This is a genomic window from Martinezella lusitana (assembly GCF_010668395.1).
Classification (GTDB): Bacteria; Pseudomonadota; Alphaproteobacteria; order Rhizobiales; family Rhizobiaceae; genus Rhizobium; species Rhizobium lusitanum_A.
Genome location: NZ_WUEY01000002.1, coordinates 291,251 through 312,219, shown reverse-complemented (window position 1 = coordinate 312,219; position 20,969 = coordinate 291,251). Strand labels below are relative to the sequence as shown.

Below are 20,969 nucleotides of genomic sequence, written 5' to 3'. Positions count from 1 at the left end.
TTCATTCGGCGCCACGATGCAGCATTCGAAGCCGGGCTTCGAGAAAAGGCATTTCGTTTTTGCGGACGCGGTCGCTTCTTCGTTTCTTTATCTATAGAATTGCTGGTTAATTACTGCCTGTTGTCGCGCTTCTATTTCTGACGACCGTGATGTCGGCTCTTATGGGCGGCTGCTTCGCCAATCTTGAAAGCGCGCATGCGCCAACGCCAGCGAAGCGACCATGGGCGTGAGCGCGTGAAAGGGCAGCGGGCGGCTGGATTGGAGCGGGATCGGCAGGGATTCCGCCGGTTCGCCGAGCGCCAGCCTCGCAAGCGTCCGGCCGAGCTGCGCCGTCATGGCGATGCCGCGGCCATTGCAGCCGATGCCCCCGAAAAAGCCCTCGCCGAAGCGGTAGAGGCGCGGCAGGAAATCCGGCGTCATGACGGCGGTGCCGGTCCAGACGATCTCGATACCCGGATGGCGCGGCAGGCGAAGCTCGGAGACGAGCCGGTCGACGACGGCACGGCCGACGCGCTCGAAGGCGCCGATCGGATTGATCGCCATGCCGCCGCTGATCAGCCTGTTGTCGCGGTCGAGCCGGTAGGTGAAAAGGTTGGAACGCGTATCGCCGACGGGGCGGCGGTTCGGTGCGATGCGCGCAACGGTCTCGGTGTCGATTGGCTTGGTCGCTACCTGATAGACCTTGAGTGGCACGCCGGTTCGCCCCATGCGCGAGGCTATGCCGTCGGTAAAGGCATTGGTGGCGAGAATGACGGCTTCCGCTTCGATCTCATGATCCGCGAAACCGATGCGCCAGGTTCCGCCGTCTCGTTCGACGCTTTCAACCCGGCTGTTCTCGCGGATCACGCCGCCACGCCGCGTTACCGCGCGCGCAAGTCCGTAGAGATAGTTCAACGGATGGATGGTGCCGCCGGAACGGTCGATCAATCCTCCGGAATAGATGTCCATGCCCGTTTCGTTGCGGATGGCGCGCGCGTCGAGAAAGTCGACGGGACGGCCGAGCTCCGTCCAATCCTTTGCCCGCCGGCGCAGGATCTGCGCCATGTCGTCGCCATAGGCTGGCTGTAGCCAGCCGGTCTGCGCGGCGTCGCAGGCGATCTGCTCCTCTGCAATGATCGCGAAAACCTGGTCGGCACCGGAGCCAACAAGCGACAGCAGCGCATCCGCCTCGGCGCTCGGCAGCTTCTGGCGCACCGTGGCCGGATCGGCCTTGGCGAAATTCGGGACGACGAAGCCGGCATTCATGCCGCTCGCGCCGGCTCCCAATTGTCCGGCCTCGAGAACGGTGACCGAGCGGCCGGCACGGGTAAGATGAAGGGCCGCGGTCAGACCGGTGAAGCCGGCGCCGATCACGACGACGTCGCAACGCGAGGGAGCCTCGCTTGAAAGCTCGGGAGCGCGGCTGGCCGTCAGCGTCCACAAGGTCGGATTGATGGGGCGAGCAACGTGGCTGGGCATCAGCGGAGGATCTCTCAATAACTATGCCAGGGAGCGGTCTCGACCGGTCAGCCGCTGAAGGGATTGCGCAGGGATTTTCTTCGCACGAGGCGCTCCGACCGGAGCGCCTCGTTCTCCTGAATGGATTGGTGGCCTACTTGATCTTGTCCTTGAGGGCCGAGACGTCTTCCATCGACAATTCGCCATCGGTCGCGACCTTGCCGTCGGCGATCTTCCAAAGGCGGAAGGGGCCGGTGATGTCGCCATACTGATCGAAGGAGACCGGTCCGATGACGCCTTCGTAGCGGATCGGCTTGCCTTCCTTGATCAGGCCGAGGGCCTTGGCGAATTCCTCCTTGCCGGCGTAGATCGGCGTGCCATTCGGATCGACGACCTTGAACATGGCATCCTTCAGCTTCGATGTGTCGTCGCCGGCGATCGCAAGCGCGAGGCCGACGATCGCGCCGGCATCATAGGCGCGGTCGGCAGCCGGATTGGACGGCTCGATGCCCGAGAAATCCTTGTAGTTCTTGTTGAAGTAATCGGTCGACGGCGTCGGCGTGGTGCCCGACGAGGTGCCGTAGGCGTCTTTCAGATAGTCGGCCCCGACGGAATCGATGAAGTCCGGGCTGTTCATGCCGTCGTTGAGCAGGAATTTCTGCGGGCCGCCCTGCGAAATCCAGGTGCGGGCGATGGTCGCGCCGTCGACCGGCGTGCTGACGAGATAGAGGCCGTCCGGATTACCGGCCATGCCGGCTGTGACTTCCGATGCATAGCTCGACTGCTTTTCATTATAGGGCGTGGTCGAGACGATCGTGCCGCCGAGCGCCTTGTAGGCCTTGGAGAACTCCGCGACCATGTTGACGCCGAAATCGCTGTTGACGTGGATGATCGCCAGCTTCTTGAAGCCCTTGTCGATCGCGTACTTGGCGGCGGCGATGCCCTGCAGCGAATCCGAGGTGATGGTGCGGAAGAAGATGCCGTTGGTCTTGCCGTCGCGGCCTAGCGCGGTCAGCGTCGGCGAGGAGGCGGCAGGCGACACCTGCACGATCTTCGCGGGGGCGGTCACCGAGGTCAGGATCGGGATCGTGACCGAAGAGATGATGCCGCCGATGATGGCGGGAACTTTCTTGACCTGCACGAGCTGGGTGGCCGCATCGACGGCGACGTTGCCCTGGCTCTGGCTGTCGCGCGTATCCGTCACCAGATCGCAGCCGTGGGCGCCGCCGGCGGCGTTGATGTCCCTGAAGGCCATCTCGACGGACTTTGCACCCGCCTGGCCATATTCGCCGGCGGGGCCGGTCAGTTCCATCACGAGGCCGACCGTCACCTTGCAATCGGCAGCGTTGGCAGCACCGGCCGCGGCGAGAAGCGCCAGAGCCGTGGTGATTTGAAATATCGTCTTCTTCATCTTTGTTCCCCTTGTTCGGTCAACGATTTTCATGTCTGGTTTTTTAGGAACCTGTCAGTTGTCCGGCATCTGCAGCCAGGTTTCATGCAGATGCTGCCATTCGACACCGTTGGGTGCCGATGAACTTGCGGTGAAAAGCGCGCTTGCCTGACGCCGGCTGTATTTGCCGGCGCGCGACTGGGCTTCGACATAGGTGAGCACGATAGCGTCGTCGGTCTCGAAGCTGGCGCGGATATCCGAAATCTCGATGGTGAAATCGCCGCGAAAACTCGCGCGGTTTGCCCGGATCAGCTCGATGGTCTCATTCCGGTCGAAGATGCGGCCGGTCGGCGGGATCATGCGGAAAGCCTGGCCGAAGGTGCGCTCGCAACGGCCGAAGTCGATGCCATCGGCCGTTGCTGCGTCGTACCATCCTTCGAAGAAGCGATGGAAATCCACGACCTCGGCGCTGGCCTTCTGAAAAAGAGGTGATAGCTGGCTCATACCTTCCCCGCATTGAGGTTGTAGTGCATGATCGAGCCGTGTCTGCCGGTGCGATCGCGCTCCAGCGTATAGACGTCGCCCTCAATCCCCGGGCTTTGGCCGATAACCCCGGCGATCTGCCGGCGATCTTCATCGGAGAGTGCAATGTCCATGATCTTCGCATTGGCGAGCGCATGCGCCTGATTGCGCGCGCCGACGATGACGGCGGCGACCTGCGGCTGTTCCAGCACCCAGGCGCTGGCGATCGTGGCGATGTCGACGCCGTGGCGCTCGCCGATGGCCTTCAAAGTGCCGAGCAGCGACTGGAACAGCTCCCAGCCGCCGAAATCGTCGATAATGAGCTTGTATTTGACCAGAGACCGGTTTTCGAGCGGCATATCCGGTTCAGGCTGTCCGAGCCATCTGTCGCTCAGGAAACCTCCGGCCACCGAGCCGTAGCACAGGAACTTCACGCCGTTCTCGGCCGCCAGCTGCGCGAGCTTATTTGCCGGCCGCTGATCGAGAACCGAATATTGCAGCTGCTGGCTGACCAGGGGAATGCCGGCCACAAGGATTTCGGCGATATGCGGCGTGTCGAAATTCGTCGTGCCGACATTGCGCACCTTGCCTTCGCGGCGCATCTCGTCGAGCCAGCCGAGCGCATCGAGATAGCCTGACAGCGAATAGTCCCACCAGTGAAACTGCACCAGATCGAGTTGCTCGGTCTTCAGCTTGCGCAGCGATTTATCGACGATGCCGCGAATATAGTCGCGGTTGATCGTTGCCAGCTTTTCCAGGTCGGGCACGAGCTTCGTATGGACTTTCATCGCGCCTGCGGCCTCGGCGCCGCGCTCGTTGCGAAGCCGCTCGCGTGCCTCGCCGATCAGCTCCTCGACGCCCGTATAGATATCGGCGCAGTCGTAGGTGCGGATGCCGACGTCGAAGGCGGCGATCAGGTCGGTCACGGCCTGCGCACGATCGATGGCGCCGTGTCCTCCGGCAAGCTGCCAGCCGCCGCGGATCACGCGTGAAATCTCGTATCCGGGGCTGAGCTCAAAAGTCTTGGCGGTCATGCGGTTCATTCTCCTTCAGGCAACGGTACGGCCGTGGTCTCGGCGTGGCTGAACCGCCGCTTGCCCGTTCTGACGATCCGTAGCCGGCTCGCGCAGTTCGGGTCGGGGCAGGCGATTTCCGCGTCCGACGTCATCCAGTCGTTCTTGTGGGTCGGCCGCTGCTTGGCCGCAAGCAGCGGCAGGACGGCGGATATGGAGTAGATCGAAAAGCCCTGGCCCGGCGGCAGCGATAGCATTTCGCCCTTGAGTTCGAAACAATCTCCCGGCTTGGCGCCGCAATAGATCGGCTTGCCTTCGGGAATGACGGCCTCGATCCTGAGGTCGAAGAGTTCGAAACTGTCGTCGGCTGCGGCTGACATCTCAGATCTCCGCGCGTTCGAACGTGACGTCGCAGGCGCCGTTGCGGCGGATGATGCCGCAGGCTGAAGCGAAGTGTTCGCGTTCGTCGGGGCGGACCTGTGCGACGACGCTGCCGGCAAGCCAGCCGATCGGGAAGAGTAGGCGCGCGCCCTGTCCATAGAACAGGCCGATATCGAAAATCGCATCGGGATTGCCGCCCCACATGCGCGGCGGCACATAGCTCAGCACGATATCGCCAGGCTGCGGCGTCAGCGTCGCGTTTTCGGCCGGCAGCGCTGTGGCGTAGGCGGCGTCTTTCAGATGGACCGGCGGGATTGGGCAGGAGATTTCCGGGCCGGTCCACATGGCATGAATGCCGCCGACCACGCGCGGCTCGCTCAGATAGGTCCAGAGAAAGGCGGCGTTGTCAGGTGCCTTGGCATCCAGCAGCGGCGCAAGGACGCTGAGGCCCGAGCGTGGTTCGGAGATCTTGATGGCGCGTTGGCTCATGCGGATAGGCCCTTCTTGGCTTCGGCTTCCAGTTTGTTGCGCAGGAAGGTAAACGGCCGGCTGATGTCTGCGACCAGCGCATCGCGGGCTTCCTTAGCGTCTTGCGTGGCGATCGCCTTGACGATCGTGCGGTGATAATGCGCCGTGTCGACTTCGCCGGCATCCGAGAAGGCGTAAATGGCAACGCGGATACAGGGACCGGACTGCAGCCACAGGCTCTCGATCATCGGAATCAGCACGGCCGATCCACAGGCGCGATAGATCTCGAAATGAAAGGCCTGGTTGAGCGTCACCTCGCGGTCGACGTCTTTCTTGTGCTTCAGCGCACGCATCTCGTCCCATTCGCCGAGCATGCTCTCGATGGTGGCGATCTGGCGCGAATTCATGCGGGTGGCGGCGAGTGCGATCGCCTCGCCCTCGATGAGGATGCGGGCGCGCAGAAGGTCGTCCATGCGCTCGAGCGTGATCGGCGGTACGCGAACCGATCGGTTGGGCAGGGCTTCCAGCGCCTTTTCGGTAATCAACCGGCCCAGAGCCTCGCGCACCGGCATGGTGCTCGTCATCAGCGCATCGGCCAGGCCCCGGATCGTCAGCACCTGGCTCGGCTCGAACAGGCCGCCGATCAGCGCGCGACGCAGCTCGGAATAGACCCGGTCCTGAACCGTCTCGCGGCCCACGGGCGCAAGCTGTGCGGCAATCGGATCGCTCTTTTCGGCGGTGGCCTTTTGCATTCGAAATCCCTTTTTCGGCTTGCGAAGCGGATTAAAGCCGATTAGCGTGATCAATGCAAGTGTGATCACAAATCAAATAATCAGGGAAGCGGCAGCGACTGCTTTTCGGCCAGAGGGATCTCATGAGTACGACAACTGAACAGCATGGGGAGGAAGCCCGGCCTGTTCTGACGGCTAGGAACGTGGTGCGGCGTTTCGGCGGCGTCACCGCCGTCAACGACGTTTCCTTTCATGTGCGCCAGGGCGAGATTCTCGGCTTGATCGGCCCGAATGGCGCCGGCAAGACGACGATGTTCGATCTTCTCGCCGGCAGCGTTGCGCCGAGCAGCGGCGAGATCGTTTTGAACGGCGCTGCGGTCGCAGGTGAGGCGGCTCATCGCCGGATCGGCCGCGGCCTCGGCCGGACATTCCAGATCCCGCGCCCGTTCCCCAATCTGACGCTTCTCGACAATGTCATGCTGGCCGCCCAGGATCAGGCGGGCGAACGTCTGTTGCCGAATTTCCTGCAGCCATGGAAAGTGGCCGGGCAGGAGAAGGCCGCCCACGCCAAGGCGATGGAGCTTCTTGACCTTGTACACCTGACGCGCCTGGCGCACGAGCCGGCAAGAGTGCTGTCAGGCGGGCAGCGCAAGCTTCTGGAGCTTGCGCGCGTCATGATGGCCGATCCCGCCATCATCCTGCTCGATGAACCCGCCGCCGGCGTCAACGCCACCCTTCTCGAGACGATCATCGACCGCATCCGCGATATCAATCAGCGCGGCATTACCTTTCTCCTGATCGAGCACAATATCGACATGGTCACGCGTCTGTGCCACCGCGTGCTCGTCATGGCGGCAGGCCAGCTTCTCTGCGAGGGCACGCCGGAAGAGGTCGCCCGCGATCCGCGCGTCATCGAAGCCTATCTGGGAGGCGCGGCATGAGCGCACCTGTGCTGAGCGTTCGCAATCTCGTAGCCGGTTACGAGCCGGGCGTGCCGATTGTGCGCGGCGCTTCGATCGACGTGGCCGAACGGGAAATCGTCGTCGTGCTCGGCCCGAACGGCGCCGGCAAGTCGAGCTTCATCAAGGCGATTGCCGGCCTTGTGCCGGTTGAAAGCGGCAAGGTCGAGCTTGCCGGCAGGGATATTACGGGTGCTCCTGCGCACAATATGGTGCGGCTCGGCCTTGCCTTCGTGCCGCAGACGGAAAATGTCTTTCCGCTGATGTCCGTCGAAGACAACCTGAAGGTCGCAGGCGGTATCTTGAAGGCGAAGGAAGTGCCTGGCCGTATCGAGGAAATGTACGCGACCTTTCCGGATCTTGCCCGTCATCGCCGTATCGCGGCGGGCAATCTCTCGGGAGGCCAGCGACAGATGCTCGCGGTCGCGCGTGCCCTTATCGTCCATCCGAAGCTTCTCGTGCTCGACGAGCCCTCGGCGGGTCTTTCGCCGAAATTCGTCTCGATGGTTTTCGACATGCTGACCGATATCCGCAAATCGGGCGTCACCATTCTCCTTGTCGAGCAGAACGCCAAGGCGGCGCTGGCCATCGGCGACCGCGCCTATGTCCTCGTCGAAGGCAAGGACAGGCACGAAGGGGTTGCGTCGGAGCTTTGGAACGACCCCGTCGTCGCCGAACTCTATCTCGGCCAGCGACCCGCGACGTCAGCAAGAGGAGGCGCGGCATGAACCTGCAATTTATCGTCGACGGATTGCTGACGGGATCGATGATCGGCCTTGGCGCCATCGGCGTGACGCTGACCTATTCGATCCTGCGCTTTTCGAATTTCGCCCATGGCGATTTCATGGCCTGGGGGACTTATGCGACCCTTGCCGTCGTCAGCGCCATCGGTGCGGTCTTCGGCAAGGTCGCGCCCATCGGGCCGCTCTCCTTCGGCTGGCCGCTGATCGTGGCTGTTGTCGTCGCGATGGGCTTTACCGGCCTTCTCGCCCTTGCGCTCGACAAGGTGCTGTTTGCCAGGTTGCGAGCCAAGGGCCAGTCGATCATCGTCGTCATGGCGAGCTTTGGCGCCTCCATGGCTTTGCGCAGCCTGCTCGAATTCCTCTTCACCTCGCGTCCGACCTATTTCAGCCGCGCCATCCAGATCGCCATGCCTATCGGTTTCGGTATCCGCATCACGCCCGATCAGATTGCGCTTTTGATCGTCACGGCGTTGCTTGTTTTCGGCGTGCACATGCTGATGACCCGGACGCAGACGGGCCGCTCCATGCAGGCGCTCAGCCAGAACCCGGCGCTTGCCCGCGTCGTCGGCATCGATGTCGCCAAGGTCGTGCGCGTCACCTGGCTGATCGGCGGCGGCCTGGCTTGCGTCGCCGGCGTCATGATCGGCATTCTCGTGCAGATACGGCCGCTGATGGGCTTCGACATGCTGCTGCCGATGTTCGCCGCCGCCATTCTCGGCGGTATCGGCAGCGTGCCGGGCGCGGTTCTCGGCGGCCTGATCATCGGCCTTGCCGAGGCGGCCGCGGTTCAGCTTGTTGGGGCGGAATGGCGTGCCGCCATCTCCTTCATCATCCTGATGGCGGTGCTGTTCATTCGGCCGATCGGCCTTTTCGGAGTGAGAGAGCGATGATGGATATTGTTGGCTACGGCGCTTTCTTCCTGACGACGGCGCTGATCTTTTCCTTCATCACGCTCGGTCTGAACCTGCAATGGGGGCTGACCGGCCTCTTCAATGTCGGGTTGGCCGGCTTTGTCGCCATCGGTGCCTATACGTCGGCTCTGTTGACGACGCCCGATACGGCGGGGCGCTTCGGCGGCTTCGATCTGCCTGTTATCATCGGTTGGCTGGGGGCCATGGTCGTTGCCGGACTTGCCGCCGCCATCATCGGCGTTGCTACGCTCCGGTTGAAATCGGATTATCTGGCGATCACCACCTTCGGCGTTGCCGTGGTTGTTCAGCTTGTAGCCTTGAATGCGCAGCGGCTGACCGGCGGTCCCTTCGGCATCGGCTTCATTCCCCGTCCGTTCTCCAGCCTTGCCGAAACGCCCCTGCTTTTCAATCTTGCCAATCTCGGCGTCGTTGTCGCTGTGATGCTGATCGCCTATTTCGCGCTCGAGCATCTGGCGAAAAGTCCGTGGGGACGCGTGCTGAAGGCGCTGCGCGAGGACGAGCGCGCGGCGGTTTCCCTCGGCAAGAGCGCACGCTTCTATCGCGTGCAGGCCTTTGCCGTCGGCGGCGCCATCATGGGGCTTGCCGGCGCCATGCAGGCGCATTTCATCGGTTTCATCGCGCCGGACAATTATGTTCCGACCCTGACATTCCAAGTCTGGGTGATGCTGATTGTCGGCGGTTCGGGCAGCAACAAGGGCGCCGTCATCGGCAGCATCGTTGTCTGGGCGATCTGGGCGGGATCGGGCGCTTTGACGAGCGTCCTCTTCTCGCCGGAGCAGCAGGCCCGCGCCGCGTCGCTGCAGATCGTGGCAATCGGCGTCATGCTCTGCATCATCCTGCTGGTGCGCCCCGGCGGCCTCTTCGGGGACATGCCGCGGCGGAGGTCCGCAGTCGCGCCGGAGGCGAAACCGTTCGCGGACGAAAGTAACGCCGCTTCGTAAAGGGAGTGCGCGAAAGGGCTTGAATATCGGCGTGTTTTCAGGCGCATAGGCCTGGATCTTGTCGTGGATTGCGAGGCTTTTGAACGCTAGCCCTTGACGGCGCCTGCCGTCATCGAGCCGGAAAGCTGCCGATACATTACCAGGCCAAGCAGTGCCGGCGGCAGTGCGCCGAGGATCATGACGGCGGATGCGAGGCCCCATTGCACCCCGCCGCCGCTGGCGGCGAAGAAGAACGAGGCGCCCACCGTCATAGGCACGGCGCGATTGGTCGTCAGCATCAGACCGAAGAGAAATTCGTTCCAGGCGGTGATGAAGCCGAAGATGAAGGTGGTCACGAGCGCGGGTCGGATCACCGGACGAATGATCCTGATCATGATCTGGAAAACGCTGGCTCCGTCGACCGTCGCGGCCTCGTCCAGCTCCAGCGGTATGTCGGATATGGCGTTGACCAGCATGACCAGCGCAAGCGGGATGTTGACGATCGTCAGGATGAGGCCGAGGCCGATCCGGGTGTCGAGCAGGCCGAGCCACTGGTACATCATGTAAAGCGGGATCGCGAAGACGACCAGCGGGACGGCGCGAAGGTTGATGACGAGCGGAAGCAGGAGTTTGCGGCCGGTCTCGCCACGGGCGATCACGTAAGCCGCCGGGAAGGAGAGCAGGATCGCCAGCAGCGTGCCGGTGAGCGCCGCCGCCGCGCTGTTTGCCAGATAGAGGAAGATGTTGAAGCGTTCGGTGTCCGTCAGCACCTTGAGGTAGTTGTCGAAGGTCGGCTGTTCGATCCACAGGCCGGGATTGCTGGAAATCTCGCGCGTCGTCTTGAACGAGGTGATGAGGGTGACGAGGATCGGGAAGTTCATGGCGAAGACGACGATGCCATAGACGAGCCAGCGCAGGAGCTTCAGCATCTCATTTCTTCCTTCGCGCGCCCAGCCAGTTCAGGCCGTAGAGAACCAGCAACGATGTGATGAACAGCACGACGGAGGCCGCGACCGCCTTGCCGATGGCGCCTTCCTTGAAGAATGCCTGGTAGATGTAGATCGACAGCGACGTCGTCGATCCGCCCGCGCCGCTGCCGGTCAGGGCGTAGACATTGTCGAACACGCGGAAGCCGTCGATGAAGCGGATGAAGAAGGCGACGGTCAGCGTCGGCAGCATCAGGGGCAGTTCGATGCGCCATAGCCGCTGCAGGCCGGTCGCGCCGTCCAGGGCTGCCGCCTCGCGCACATCTTCCGGAATGGCGATATAGGCGACGTAAAAGAGCAGGAAGGCGAAGGGCGTCCATTGCAGCACTTCGACGACGACGAGCGTGCGGAAGGCATTGGTGTAGTCGAGGAAAGCCGGGCTGTCGCCGAACCATTCGAAAAGATAGTAGGGCACCGGGCCGGCGAACTCATGCAGCACGAGGCGGTACATCAGGCCGACCATGGCGGGCGCAACCATCAAAGGCAGCATCAGCGGTGCCATCAGGACGGGCCGTGCCGACAAGAGCAGTTTGAGGAAGATCGCCAGAAAAAGGCCGAGCAGGCACTCCGCAACCGCCGTGACGATGCCGAAGCGGAAGGAGAACCACACGGATTGCCAGAACGCCGCCTCCGTCAGCACCGTGACGTAGTTGCCGAAGCCGCTGATCCGGGGGCTGCGTAAGGTCTCGAACGAGACGGTCGAAACGGAGTAAAGGAGATTGAGGAGAGCGGGAAAGCCGAGGAACAGCAACAGAAACCCGACAAGCGGTGCCAGGTAGAGCCTGCTTTCGGCGCGTTTTACAAGAGCCATGGGTTCAGCCGCAGCGGCCGGATGCCGTCAAGCCAGCATCCGGCCTTCTCCTTATTTCTTCAAGAGATCCTGCATGCCCGCCTTGGTGTGGGCAAGCGCATCCTCGAGGCTCTGCTGGCCGGACCAGTAGCCGGTGAATTCCTTGGCCTGAAGTTCATAGACCGAAAGCGCCTTTGCCGAGGTGGCGCCTGTCATGACGTAGCCATACTTGCTGGCAAATTCGCCAAGCTTCACAAGATCGGGGCGCTCCTTCGCCACCTTGGCGACGACGTCTGGCGTCAGCGCCGGCGAGCCGCCCGCCCGGGCATAGGCAAGGGCGGCATCCTCCGACGACAGCCATTTGAGGAACTTGATGGCGCCTTCCTTGTTCTGCGCGTTCTTGTTCAGCCCAAGACCGAGGCCGTGAATATGGTCGGCTCGTCCGTTCGGCCCCGCCGGCGGCGCGACGATGCCGGTGACATCGGCCACGGCCGGCGATTTCTTCGCATCGGTGAGCTCGGCCGCGGCTGCATTCCATTGCAGCGCGGTCGCAGTCTGCCCGGAGCTGAAGGCCGCGTTGGTTTCGGCATATTCGTAGCTCAGCGAATCCTTCGGCGAGGCGCCGGCGTCATAAAGCGTCTTGTAGAGCTTCAGTCCCGTCTTGTAGGCGTCCGAGTCGATCGTGATGTTGCCGCTTGCGTCCATCCAGTCGCCGCCATAGGAGCGCGGCAGGGATTGGAACACCATCATGTTGAAGAGAAGGTTCTTCATCTGCAGCACGGTGCCATAGCGGACCGGGCTCTGGCGGTTGGCCTGCTTGCTAAAATAGAGCGAGGTGGCCGCCCAATCGTCCCAGGTCCACTCGTCGGGCTGCTTGGGCGCAAGCTCCTTGCCGAGATATTTCTTGGAAATCTCGGCATATGTGGCCTTGGCGTCGGGATCGGCGATGAGGGCGTCGATGAGATCCTTGCGGTAGTACATGAAATGCAGCGACAGGTCCGTCGGCACGCCATATTGCTTGCCGTCGAACTGCATGGTCTTCAGCACCGCATCGCCGAACACCTTCGGCGCATCGGCATCGAGCTCGATCGGTTCCATATAGGGCGCATAGCGGCCGATCGAATAGGTCGCGACCAGATTGACGTCGAAGGCGTTGGAGCCGGCGGCCATGTCGGCCTGCAGCTTGTCGAAGAAGCCGTCGCGATTGAAGAACAGAAGCTCGACCTTGTCGGCATCCGATGCCGTCTTGTTGTAGAGATCCGTGGTGGCGCGCAACGCCGTCTCCTCCGAGCCGCCCGGCCAGCCGAGCACGACGACCTTGGCGCTTGCCAGCCCCGGCAGCGCCGTCGCCGACAGCGTCAGGGCGAGCATTGCGGACGATATGTGCTTGAATTTCATTGTTGTTCCCTTTCCTTATCGTTGTTGAGTTATCCGAGGCTTGTTTATCGATGGCGTGCGGCAAGATCCGCCGCGCCGATAATGCCGGCATGGGGACCGAGACTTGCGGCAACGAGGCGCGGCGCCAGATGCGGAGGGAGCCCGGCAAACTGCGCGCCAACGGCTTGGAGATAGCCGGATGCCAGACCGATGCCGCCGCCGATGACAATTCGCTTCGGCGCAAACATCATCTGTATGTCGCGGCATAAAAGCGCGACGCGCGATGCGGACTGTGCGACGATCGCCTCAGCCCAGCCGGCGCCCTCGCGCGCCTTCTGAAATATCTCCGGCGCTTCAGCAGGATGCCCGGCGCGGGCGGCTTCGGCCGCCATCCAGCGGCCCGAAACGACATCCTCCAATGGCGACTGGCCGTGCGTAGGCCCGCGAAGCAGGCCGAAGTGACCGGCAAGGCCGAGCAGCGGACGTCCGTTGACCACGACACCGCCGCCGATGCCGGTCGATATGGTCAGGAATACGGTATCTTCGTTGTTGCCCGCACCGAACCTGTGTTCGCCCCAGGCGGCAGCCTGGGCATCGTTGACGGCAAAAGCCGATTTGCCGAAGAGCTCGCTTGCCCGCGCCGGTAGCGGATAATGATCTGGAATTGCAAGTGTTGCCGGATTGAGGGCCGACCATCGTCCTTCATCGATCAGGCCCGTTGCGGCAATGCCGACACGCTCGTATCGGCCGGCCCAGTGCCTGGCCTGCTTCGCAATGGCCGCGAGCCATGCGTCCGGGCCGGCTTCCCGGCTGGTTGCAATCGTCGTTTCCGCGAGCACTTGCGCGCCCCGGACCAGCGCCGCCAGGGTCTTCGTGCCGCCGATGTCGATCGCCAGCGTTGCTCCGTCCCGTTCCGAGAAGGCAGCCGAGACGGCGTCGTCGAACCAGGCCGTCACATGCTCGGTGCGCGTGATCGCCGACCCGACGACCACGGCACAGGCACCGGCCCGCACGGCATTGGCCGCCTGTTCGGGCGTGCGGATGCGGCCTTCTGCGATCACATAGGGCGTCAGCTGCCGCACGGCGGCAATCAGGGCGATATCCGGCTCGACCGGTTCGGGACCGCCGACATAGCCGGACATGGTCGTGCCGATGAAATCGACGCCGGCTTCAAGGGCTTGTTCCGCATCCTCGAGGCAGGAGCAATCCGCCATCGACAGCAGGCCCCGCGCCTTGATGGCGGCAAGCAGCGCCTTGATGGTTGCCGGCCGCGGCCGGTCGGTGGCATCGAAGGCGATGATATCGGCACCGGCATCGGCCAGCGCCTCGACATCGGCGACAAAGGGGGTAATGCGGACCGGGCTGTCATCGAGGTCTCGTTTGACGATGCCGATAATCGGCGCATCGACGGCGGCCCTGACGGCCGCGACATAGGCTGCCGATTCGATGCGCAGTGCGCGAGCGCCTGCCGCCAGCGCCGCGCGGGCAAAGCCGCTGACGAAAATGGCCTCATCCATAGCCCCGCCCGGCACGGGCTGGCATGAGACGATCAGACTCAGGTTGAGATCTTCCTTGCGCATTCGGCACCCCTTTCGGAGCGCAACGATAGAGGATGATTACCGGAAAGCAACCGGTTTTAAACTGGTATTATCTTTGCAGCTCGAAGACGAAGTCGTAGACCTCGCCCTTATAGCGTGTCTCGCAATATTCGACGATCTCTCCGTCGGCGAGAAAGCAGCGCCGCTCGGTGGTCAGGATCGGTGCTCCCGCCTCACAGCGCAGATGCTGCGCATCCTCGGGAGATGCGGCGCGCGCCCGCATTCTCTGCACGGCGCGCCGGGGCAGAAAGCCGCGCTGGGCGAGCGCCTCATAAAGGGAATCGCCGACGAGCGAAGGCGAGGGGAGGAAGCGTACGGGGACTGCGGCATGTTCGACTGCGATCGGCGCGCCATCGGCCGTCCGCACCCGGCGCATTCGCAAGACCTGCGCATGCGCCGAGATACCGAGCGCCATCATTTCCGCCGGCGATGGACGGGTCAATTGCTTGGAAATCCACACGCAGCCGGGTTCCATTCCCCGTGCGCGCAGGTCTTCCGAGAAGCTGGTGAGCGTGGAAAGCGATTTCTCGACGCGCGAGCCGATCTCGCTGCGCGCGCCTTGCCGGCGGCTCAGCATGCCTTCTTCCTCCAGCATGGCCAGCGCCTTTCGGACCGTGACGCGTGACAGCGACAAGGCTTCCGCGAGCGATCTCTCGCCGGGCAACACGGAACCGGATTTGAAGGGATGGCTGCGAATGGCTGCCTCAAGCGCCGTCTTCAGCTGCTTGTAGAGCGGCATTCCCTGCGCGCCGGAGGCAAGTTCGTTCCTGACCAGTTCGATAATATCAGTTGCCAAGGCGAGCCTTCCCTTCGGTGGCATGGGGACGAAAATCTCGTCCTGCTCGATACTGGTATTATACTGTACAGGTTTTTGCGATCTGTCGAGGTGATCGGGGGCGTACCGGCCGGCCATGGGCGGGCCGGTAAGCAGTTCGTATCAGGAAGCGAGCGCCCGGCGCTGGGGCTGCGTGGAAACAGCTTTGGCGGGGACCCGCAGCGGGGCCTTCGAGACGGCAGGCATGGTGCGGGAGGTATTGGTCTTTGTCGCGCCCAGCCAGCGGAGGATCGCGTCGAAGCCAGGTTGAGCGACGCGCTTGAGTTCCGGGCTCATTTCCTCGTCCATGCCGCACAGGGTGGCAATTTCCTGAAAGTCCACGCGACCGGCCCGAAGCGGGGGGCGCGACTGGAATACCACCAGCCCGATCATGAAGCCTTTGATGTTCTCGAAGCTGCGCGGCTGCAGCAGCGGCTTCAGCCGCATATCGCAGAAATCCGAAATCTTGCGCTGGAAAACGTCAGAGGCAGAGTTTTTCTTTACGGGCATTATTCATTCCTTGCAGGCGACATCATCCAAAGGTCGGGGAGTGGCCCGCTAAAGCACGGAAGTTAACGAAGCGCAAACAACCGACCGATTGGCCGCTTTCAATTCTACGATGAGCGGGGATTTGCCAAGTAGAGGATCGACCACGCTTCGGTCAAGACCGTTTGCGCCATGAAGCGGGCAGGAAAACGGCGAACATCTGTCCAGCGGGACCATCAAGACCATGAAAAAACTGTAACTTGCCTCGCAAGTCATTGAGAGCGACATTTTCCTTGCGCCGGATATATGAGGTGAAAGACATGTCAGTCTTGGAAATGTTGGTCAGACGCCGGATTCAGGAAGAATATGCAAAGGGCACGTCGCCAGAGCGCATAACCCGGCTCCTGCAGGAATTCTTGAACGGAACAGAAGCCTCCCAAGCCGATGCTGCTCCGCGCCGTTCCGCAGATCATCCGTAGCAGGTGACAGACGCGATGAAGGCGGCCGGCCCTCGATGTTTTTCCGAGCGCCGGCCGTTTGTTGAGACAGGGAAAAATCCCTGCCTGCTGTTATTGGGCAGCGTTCGCTTCCTGCAAGCTTTCGACGACGGTCAGGATCTTGTAGGCCGCCGAAACGCGAGCGGGAATTGGGAAATTCCTGTTCGCCAGCAGGACGATACCGACCTGCCGCGCGGGAATGAAGGCGGCATAAGCGCCAAAGCCGTTCGTCGAACCTGTCTTGTTGAACAGCATTTCCTTGCGCGGCTGCTGCGGCGGATCGAGGCGGGCGACCTTGTGCGGATCCAGCGCCATGTCGGACGAGTTGCCGGCCAGCAGCCGGGCAAGTGTCGTCGGATAGGCGTAAGTTTCCCATCCGAGCGCCTGCGTCATATTCCCCACGCTGTAATAGCCGACATGTGTCGCGTCGATCGCCCGCTGAAGGGTTCCGCCGAGTTTGGCGCCTCCCATATTGGCTTCTAGAACGGCAAGCATGTCGGATGCCGTGGTCTTGATGCCGTATGCCTGCGTGTCCAGAACGCCGGGATTCACGCGGATCGGCTTGTCGCGCTTTGAATAACCATAGGCATAATTGCCCATCTCGGACGACGGAACGCGGACATAGGTGTGGCTGAGTCCAAGGCCGGCAAGGATCTTCTCCTGCATCAGCGTGTCGAACGGTTCTCCCATGGCCTGCGCCGCCAGATAACCGAACAGGCCGATGCTCGGGTTGGAATATTGTCTGTAGGTGCCGGGTGCAAAGGAAGGATGCCAGTTGCGATAATAGGAAACCATCTTTTGCTGATCGGTCACGCCCTCCGGAAATTGTAGGGGCAGGCCGCCCGCCGTATACGTGCCGAGATCGAGAAGACTGATCCTGTCAAAACTGCTGCCCGCCAGTTCCGGCAGATATTTCGTCGCCTTGTCGGAGAAGGACAGTTTTCCATTGAGCTCGACGTAAGAGCCGAGTACGGCGGTAAACGTCTTGCTGATGGAGCCAAGCTCGAAAATCGTGTCGTTCGTGACTTTCTGGCCGCTCTCCTTCGAGGCAACGCCATAGTTGAAGACATAGCGCTTGCCCTTGACGGTGATCGCGATTGCCATGCCCGGCACGTCGTTTTCCTTCATGAGCGGGCGGATGGTCTCGTTGACCGCCCGCGCCAGCCGATCCTGGTCATTGTTTTCGGCGGCATGGGCGGCGATCCCATAGAGAAGGCAGCCCGAGACGATGCCGAGCTTCCGGAGAGACGTGGAACGTATATTCAAGATGATATCCTCGTTGTAATGACCGGCCATGCAGGGTCGCACGGCCGAAAAGGGATGGTGCCGATGGTGGGCGGCGGCGTCTGTCGGGCTCCTTCGATTTCAGATCGCGGCGGCGATGCGGCCGATTTCGGCGACGATCGCATTGCGCTCGTCGGCCGCGATCGTGGGTATTTCGCAATAGGCGGTGACGATGACGGGTGCCCGGTTGGGTGGCCATAGCACCGCGATGTCGTTGGCATTGCCGGCTTTGTCGCCGTTCGTTCCTGTCTTGTCGCCAGCCAGCCAGTCCTTCGGAAGGCCGGCGCGCAGGCGGGCGTCGCCCGTCTTGTTGGTGATCAGCCACGCGGCCAGCTGCGATCGCGAGGCAGCCGAAAGGACGTCGGTGAACAGAAGCCGCCGCAGGTTTTCCAGCATGGCCGCCGCCGTCGTGGTATCGCGCTCGTCGTCCTGCCTGTCGTGGTAATTCAGCGTGGGTTCGGTGCGGTCGAGGCGCGTGATTTCGTCGCCGAGGCTGCGGCAGAAGGCCGTGAGCGCCTGCGGGCCGCCGAAGCTCGCAAGCAACAGGTTGCCGGCCGTATTGTCGCTGAGCGTCACCGCCGCCGCGCAGAGTTCCGCAACGCTCATGCCCGCGCTGTCGCGTACATGTGCCTTGGTTGCCGGCGAGCCATCGACAAGATCGCTCTTGGTGTAGCGAATGCGCCGATCGAGTTTCTCCTGGCCCTTGTCGACACGCGCAAGTACCAGGGCCGCCGCCAGCGCCTTGAAGGTGCTGCACATCAGGATGCGTTCGCCGGCGCGGTGTTCGATGCGCTTGCCGTTTGCCATGTCGAGAATGCTGACGCAGATGCGGCCCGGGTGCTTGCTCTCGAGCGCGGCAAGCCGCGCTTCACCCGAACGATCGTCCGCAGCGCGTCCAACCCCGCTTATCCCTGCCAGAACAGGCAGCGCAAGCAAGCTGCCGGCAAGGCTTTGCCGGCGCGACAATAAGATCGTCATCGTGTTTCCACTTCGATTTACGTTGGGCAGAGGTGCGCGTGTCAGGCCCCGTAGATGTCATTGGAACCCTGCAAATCACCTTGCGACGCGGACTATGGCGTTCCTTCGTGCCCTCGACAAACGATCAATTTTGGGCTTAGACATGAGAAAAACTTGGCCTTAGGACACAATGGACATCTCACAGCTGCCGCTGAACGCCCTGCGCGTCTTCGAGGCCTCGGCGCGACATTGCAGTTTTACGCGGGCGGGCCTCGAGCTTAGGGTTACCCAGACGGCGATCAGCCACCAGGTCAAGGCGCTGGAGGATGTGCTGGGCGTCACGCTATTCAAGCGCCTGCCTCGCGGTCTTGCCTTGACCGACGAGGGGCATGCGCTGCTGCCGGTGCTGACCGATGCGTTTCGCCGCATGAGCGCCACGCTCAGCCAGCTGGAAGAAGGAAATTTCGCCGAGATCCTGACGGTCGGTGTCGTCGGCACCTTCGCCATCGGCTGGCTCTTGCCGCGCCTGGGCAGCTTCAAGGTGCAGCATCCGCATGTCGATCTGCGCCTGAAGACCAACAACAACCGCGCCGACATGGTGCTCGACGGGCTGGATTTCTTCCTGCGCTTCGGCGATGGCGCATGGCATGGAACGGAGGCGATCCACCTGATGGATGCGCCGCTCTCCCCGGTCTGCACGCCCGGTATCGGCGCGCAATTGCACACGCCGGCCGATCTTGCCGATTTTGAACTGCTGCGATCCTACCGGCTCGACGAATGGGCGCTCTGGTTCCGGGCGGCAGGGCTGCCGCCGCCTCATCTTCGAGGCTGGATGTTCGATTCGTCGCTGACGCTGGTCGAGGCCGCCGCGCGCGGTGTCGGCGTCGCGCTGGTGCCCGTCGCGATGTTTTCCCACGATATCGAGGCCGGCAGGATCATGCAGCCCTTCCGGATTACCGCGATGACCGGAAGCTATTGGCTGACGCGGTTGAAGTCACGGGCGGAGACGGCTTCGATGAAGGCGTTTCGCCAATGGCTGATGGCGGAAATCGAGGAGATGCCGGGATAGCCCGCACAGACGAAAACGACCCCGAACCTGCGTCCGGAGCCGTTTGATCTAAAACCATCGAAGCGCAGTGCCGCAACACGGCGCCCGATGCCTGAAAATAGCTGCTGCCTTAGCTTGCGAGTTTCAGCCTGACGGCGCCGGTTCGCGTGCCGGAGCGCACGGTCTTGAAGCGCCCGACCAGGCCTGCGAGCTCGTTGCTGATATCGGCAAGGTGCCGTGTCGAGGCATTGGTCTCTTCCATCAGCGCCACGTTCTGCTGGGTCATCTGATCCATGTTGCGGACGGCGGAGTTGATTTCGCTGATGCCGACCGCCTGCTCCTGCGTCGAGCGGGCGATGGCACCGACATTGCGGTCGATGGACGCAACCTGATTGCCGATCAGGGTCAGGGCTTCGCCCGTGCGATTGACCAGTTCGACACCACGGCGTACGTCGTTCGACGACCTGTCGATCAGATCCTTGATTTCCTTTGCGGCGGTTGCCGAGCGCTGCGCCAGTTCGCGCACTTCCTGGGCGACGACGGCGAAACCCTTGCCCTGTTCGCCGGCCCTTGCCGCTTCGACACCGGCGTTGAGCGCGAGAAGGTTGGTCTGGAAGGCGATGTCGTCGATGACGGAGATGATATCGGTCATCTTGCGCGACGAGGTCTCGATATCGCCCATCGCGGATACGGCCTGCTGAACGACCTCGCGGGACCGTTCCGCTTCGGAGGCGGATTCCTTGACGATCGCCTGCACTTCGCGCGTCCGCTCGGCCGTCTGTTCGGAAATCGTCGTGATCTGGTCGATCGCTGCCGCACTTTCCTCGAGTGCGGAAGCCTGTTGCTCCGTCCGCCTTGCCATGTTGTCGGCGGCCGAGGAGATCGATCCGGCCTCGTCGCGGACGCGGGTGACCGAATCTTCAATATGCTGCATCGCCGTTCCGAGCGACGTCAGCGATTCGTTGTAGTTGCCTTTCAGAACTTCGAACTCGGCCGAAAGCGCTTCGGTAATCTCGGCCGTCAGGTCGCCGTTGGCGAGGCCCTTCAGCGCGATGCCAAGCGCATTGAGGGCGCGTTCCTGCTCGCGCTGCGCGGCAGCCCGTTCGGTTTCCGCGCGATCGCGCTCATCGGCGAGCACCTGCAGATAGACGGAAATGCCGTAGTCCATATCGAGCAGCGCGGCCTTGATGATCGCCGACAGCCGCCGCGACAGGGCCTGCTCATGCTTGCGCTGCATGATGCCCTTGAGCTGCTGTGCGACGATCGACCGCACCATGCCTTCGAGAATCAGCGCATAGCCGCCGATATACCAGCGCGGCTCAAGCCCCAGGCGCGCATGGGTCCTGCCGACGGCCGATACCGCTTCGACATAATCGGGACCGTATTTGCCCGAAGCGATCGTTTTCCAATGATCCTGCTGCTTGGATTTGGCGTGCGCCACATGCTGCTGCGAGGAGAAGAACTTCGACATTGCGGGGTGTTTGGCGATCTTCTCGTAGAAGACGTCGAGAGACCCTTTGACGGCAGATTCGATGATCGGCTGCAGCTCTGACAGAGCCTGCCGGGCATCCTGTCCCAGTCCAACAAAGTCGAGTCGATCATTCAACTCGTCCATTTTCGATGCGCGCACCATAAT

General features: G+C 62.4%; 21 protein-coding genes. 5 read left to right on the top strand and 16 right to left on the bottom strand.

What is annotated here, in order from left to right; translation table 11 throughout:
* Window positions 1-159: 159 nt before the first annotated feature.
* From GR212_RS05390 to GR212_RS05360, 7 genes are all read right to left on the bottom strand, one after another.
* Complete coding sequence (locus tag GR212_RS05390) at window positions 160-1,458, bottom strand: NAD(P)/FAD-dependent oxidoreductase (RefSeq protein ID WP_163985433.1); 1,299 nt, start codon at window positions 1,456-1,458, stop codon at window positions 160-162.
* A gap of 133 nt (window positions 1,459-1,591) precedes the next feature.
* Entirely contained in the window at window positions 1,592-2,848 is a 1,257-nt protein-coding gene (locus GR212_RS05385) for an ABC transporter substrate-binding protein (protein ID WP_163985432.1), read from the bottom strand.
* 54 nt (window positions 2,849-2,902) lie between these two features.
* Complete coding sequence (locus tag GR212_RS05380) at window positions 2,903-3,331, bottom strand: DUF4440 domain-containing protein (RefSeq protein ID WP_163985431.1); 429 nt, start codon at window positions 3,329-3,331, stop codon at window positions 2,903-2,905.
* Entirely contained in the window at window positions 3,328-4,383 is a 1,056-nt protein-coding gene (locus GR212_RS05375; RefSeq protein ID WP_163985430.1) for an aldo/keto reductase, read from the bottom strand. Before GR212_RS05375 ends, GR212_RS05380 begins: the two co-directional genes overlap by 4 nt.
* A 5-nt stretch (window positions 4,384-4,388) precedes the next feature.
* A complete protein-coding gene (locus tag GR212_RS05370; protein WP_163985429.1) occupies window positions 4,389-4,742 on the bottom strand; it encodes a TIGR04076 family protein in 354 nt (117 codons plus the stop codon).
* Between the two features lies 1 nt (window position 4,743).
* Window positions 4,744-5,232 carry a DUF3830 family protein gene (locus tag GR212_RS05365; RefSeq protein ID WP_163985428.1) on the bottom strand — a complete coding sequence of 163 codons (489 nt, stop codon included), beginning with the start codon at window positions 5,230-5,232 and terminating at the stop codon, window positions 4,744-4,746.
* Window positions 5,229-5,963 carry a GntR family transcriptional regulator gene (locus GR212_RS05360; RefSeq protein WP_204326273.1) on the bottom strand — a complete coding sequence of 245 codons (735 nt, stop codon included), beginning with the start codon at window positions 5,961-5,963 and terminating at the stop codon, window positions 5,229-5,231. The genes GR212_RS05365 and GR212_RS05360 overlap by 4 nt, the downstream gene beginning before the upstream one ends.
* A 122-nt stretch (window positions 5,964-6,085) precedes the next feature.
* On the opposite strand from GR212_RS05360, the gene GR212_RS05355 reads away from it, so the two are divergent.
* The 4 genes from GR212_RS05355 to GR212_RS05340 are packed head-to-tail and all read left to right on the top strand — an operon-like array spanning window position 6,086 to window position 9,517.
* Window positions 6,086-6,883 carry an ABC transporter ATP-binding protein gene (locus tag GR212_RS05355; protein ID WP_163985426.1) on the top strand — a complete coding sequence of 266 codons (798 nt, stop codon included), beginning with the start codon at window positions 6,086-6,088 and terminating at the stop codon, window positions 6,881-6,883.
* The gene (locus GR212_RS05350; protein ID WP_163985425.1) at window positions 6,880-7,629 is read left to right on the top strand and encodes an ABC transporter ATP-binding protein; all 750 of its coding nucleotides are present in this window, start codon (window positions 6,880-6,882) and stop codon (window positions 7,627-7,629) included. Before GR212_RS05355 ends, GR212_RS05350 begins: the two co-directional genes overlap by 4 nt.
* The gene (locus GR212_RS05345) at window positions 7,626-8,534 is read left to right on the top strand and encodes a branched-chain amino acid ABC transporter permease (protein ID WP_163985424.1); all 909 of its coding nucleotides are present in this window, start codon (window positions 7,626-7,628) and stop codon (window positions 8,532-8,534) included. Before GR212_RS05350 ends, GR212_RS05345 begins: the two co-directional genes overlap by 4 nt.
* Window positions 8,531-9,517, top strand: coding sequence for a branched-chain amino acid ABC transporter permease (locus GR212_RS05340; protein ID WP_163985423.1), 987 nt, complete (start codon window positions 8,531-8,533; stop codon window positions 9,515-9,517). The genes GR212_RS05345 and GR212_RS05340 overlap by 4 nt, the downstream gene beginning before the upstream one ends.
* Window positions 9,518-9,603: 86 nt before the next feature.
* Here GR212_RS05340 and GR212_RS05335 read toward each other — a convergent pair whose 3' ends face one another.
* The 8 genes from GR212_RS05335 to bla form a co-directional block, all read right to left on the bottom strand.
* The gene (locus GR212_RS05335; RefSeq protein ID WP_163985422.1) at window positions 9,604-10,425 is read right to left on the bottom strand and encodes a carbohydrate ABC transporter permease; all 822 of its coding nucleotides are present in this window, start codon (window positions 10,423-10,425) and stop codon (window positions 9,604-9,606) included.
* A 1-nt stretch (window position 10,426) separates the two neighbouring features.
* On the bottom strand, window positions 10,427-11,293 hold the full coding sequence (locus GR212_RS05330) for a carbohydrate ABC transporter permease (protein WP_163985421.1): 867 nt from the start codon (window positions 11,291-11,293) through the stop codon (window positions 10,427-10,429).
* Window positions 11,294-11,344: 51 nt separating this feature from the next.
* Window positions 11,345-12,670 carry an ABC transporter substrate-binding protein gene (locus GR212_RS05325; RefSeq protein WP_163985420.1) on the bottom strand — a complete coding sequence of 442 codons (1,326 nt, stop codon included), beginning with the start codon at window positions 12,668-12,670 and terminating at the stop codon, window positions 11,345-11,347.
* 44 nt (window positions 12,671-12,714) lie between these two features.
* On the bottom strand, window positions 12,715-14,229 hold the full coding sequence (locus GR212_RS05320; protein WP_163985419.1) for a putative N-acetylmannosamine-6-phosphate 2-epimerase: 1,515 nt from the start codon (window positions 14,227-14,229) through the stop codon (window positions 12,715-12,717).
* Window positions 14,230-14,296: 67 nt separating this feature from the next.
* A complete protein-coding gene (locus GR212_RS05315) occupies window positions 14,297-14,986 on the bottom strand; it encodes a GntR family transcriptional regulator (RefSeq protein WP_246725704.1) in 690 nt (229 codons plus the stop codon).
* Window positions 14,987-15,184: 198 nt separating this feature from the next.
* Window positions 15,185-15,571, bottom strand: a complete 387-nt coding sequence (locus tag GR212_RS05310; protein ID WP_163985417.1) for a hypothetical protein — start codon at window positions 15,569-15,571, stop codon at window positions 15,185-15,187.
* Window positions 15,572-16,116: 545 nt separating this feature from the next.
* A complete protein-coding gene (gene ampC, locus GR212_RS05305) occupies window positions 16,117-17,340 on the bottom strand; it encodes a class C beta-lactamase (protein ID WP_163985416.1) in 1,224 nt (407 codons plus the stop codon).
* Window positions 17,341-17,409: 69 nt separating this feature from the next.
* Window positions 17,410-18,306 carry a class A beta-lactamase gene (gene bla / locus GR212_RS05300; RefSeq protein ID WP_163985415.1) on the bottom strand — a complete coding sequence of 299 codons (897 nt, stop codon included), beginning with the start codon at window positions 18,304-18,306 and terminating at the stop codon, window positions 17,410-17,412.
* A 169-nt stretch (window positions 18,307-18,475) separates the two neighbouring features.
* On the opposite strand from bla, the gene GR212_RS05295 reads away from it, so the two are divergent.
* Window positions 18,476-19,354, top strand: coding sequence for a LysR family transcriptional regulator (locus GR212_RS05295; RefSeq protein ID WP_163985414.1), 879 nt, complete (start codon window positions 18,476-18,478; stop codon window positions 19,352-19,354).
* 109 nt (window positions 19,355-19,463) lie between these two features.
* Here the strand turns inward: GR212_RS05295 and GR212_RS05290 are convergent, their stop codons facing one another.
* Window positions 19,464-20,966, bottom strand: a complete 1,503-nt coding sequence (locus tag GR212_RS05290) for a globin-coupled sensor protein (protein ID WP_163985413.1) — start codon at window positions 20,964-20,966, stop codon at window positions 19,464-19,466.
* Window positions 20,967-20,969: the final 3 nt, after the last annotated feature.

Coding starts and splice junctions, on each gene's coding strand:
- GR212_RS05295 (WP_163985414.1), top strand. CDS start 18,476: ATGGACATCTCACAGCTGCCGCTGAACGCCCTGCGCGTCTTCGAGGCC.
- GR212_RS05310 (WP_163985417.1), bottom strand. CDS start 15,571: ATGCCCGTAAAGAAAAACTCTGCCTCTGACGTTTTCCAGCGCAAGATT.
- GR212_RS05325 (WP_163985420.1), bottom strand. CDS start 12,670: ATGAAATTCAAGCACATATCGTCCGCAATGCTCGCCCTGACGCTGTCG.
- GR212_RS05315 (WP_246725704.1), bottom strand. CDS start 14,986: ATGCCGCTCTACAAGCAGCTGAAGACGGCGCTTGAGGCAGCCATTCGC.
- GR212_RS05320 (WP_163985419.1), bottom strand. CDS start 14,229: ATGCGCAAGGAAGATCTCAACCTGAGTCTGATCGTCTCATGCCAGCCC.
- GR212_RS05370 (WP_163985429.1), bottom strand. CDS start 4,742: ATGTCAGCCGCAGCCGACGACAGTTTCGAACTCTTCGACCTCAGGATC.
- GR212_RS05330 (WP_163985421.1), bottom strand. CDS start 11,293: ATGGCTCTTGTAAAACGCGCCGAAAGCAGGCTCTACCTGGCACCGCTT.
- GR212_RS05380 (WP_163985431.1), bottom strand. CDS start 3,331: ATGAGCCAGCTATCACCTCTTTTTCAGAAGGCCAGCGCCGAGGTCGTG.
- GR212_RS05345 (WP_163985424.1), top strand. CDS start 7,626: ATGAACCTGCAATTTATCGTCGACGGATTGCTGACGGGATCGATGATC.
- ampC (WP_163985416.1), bottom strand. CDS start 17,340: ATGGCCGGTCATTACAACGAGGATATCATCTTGAATATACGTTCCACG.
- GR212_RS05350 (WP_163985425.1), top strand. CDS start 6,880: ATGAGCGCACCTGTGCTGAGCGTTCGCAATCTCGTAGCCGGTTACGAG.
- bla (WP_163985415.1), bottom strand. CDS start 18,306: ATGACGATCTTATTGTCGCGCCGGCAAAGCCTTGCCGGCAGCTTGCTT.
- GR212_RS05360 (WP_204326273.1), bottom strand. CDS start 5,963: ATGCAAAAGGCCACCGCCGAAAAGAGCGATCCGATTGCCGCACAGCTT.
- GR212_RS05365 (WP_163985428.1), bottom strand. CDS start 5,232: ATGAGCCAACGCGCCATCAAGATCTCCGAACCACGCTCGGGCCTCAGC.
- GR212_RS05290 (WP_163985413.1), bottom strand. CDS start 20,966: ATGGTGCGCGCATCGAAAATGGACGAGTTGAATGATCGACTCGACTTT.
- GR212_RS05340 (WP_163985423.1), top strand. CDS start 8,531: ATGATGGATATTGTTGGCTACGGCGCTTTCTTCCTGACGACGGCGCTG.
- GR212_RS05390 (WP_163985433.1), bottom strand. CDS start 1,458: ATGCCCAGCCACGTTGCTCGCCCCATCAATCCGACCTTGTGGACGCTG.
- GR212_RS05355 (WP_163985426.1), top strand. CDS start 6,086: ATGAGTACGACAACTGAACAGCATGGGGAGGAAGCCCGGCCTGTTCTG.
- GR212_RS05385 (WP_163985432.1), bottom strand. CDS start 2,848: ATGAAGAAGACGATATTTCAAATCACCACGGCTCTGGCGCTTCTCGCC.
- GR212_RS05375 (WP_163985430.1), bottom strand. CDS start 4,383: ATGACCGCCAAGACTTTTGAGCTCAGCCCCGGATACGAGATTTCACGC.
- GR212_RS05335 (WP_163985422.1), bottom strand. CDS start 10,425: ATGCTGAAGCTCCTGCGCTGGCTCGTCTATGGCATCGTCGTCTTCGCC.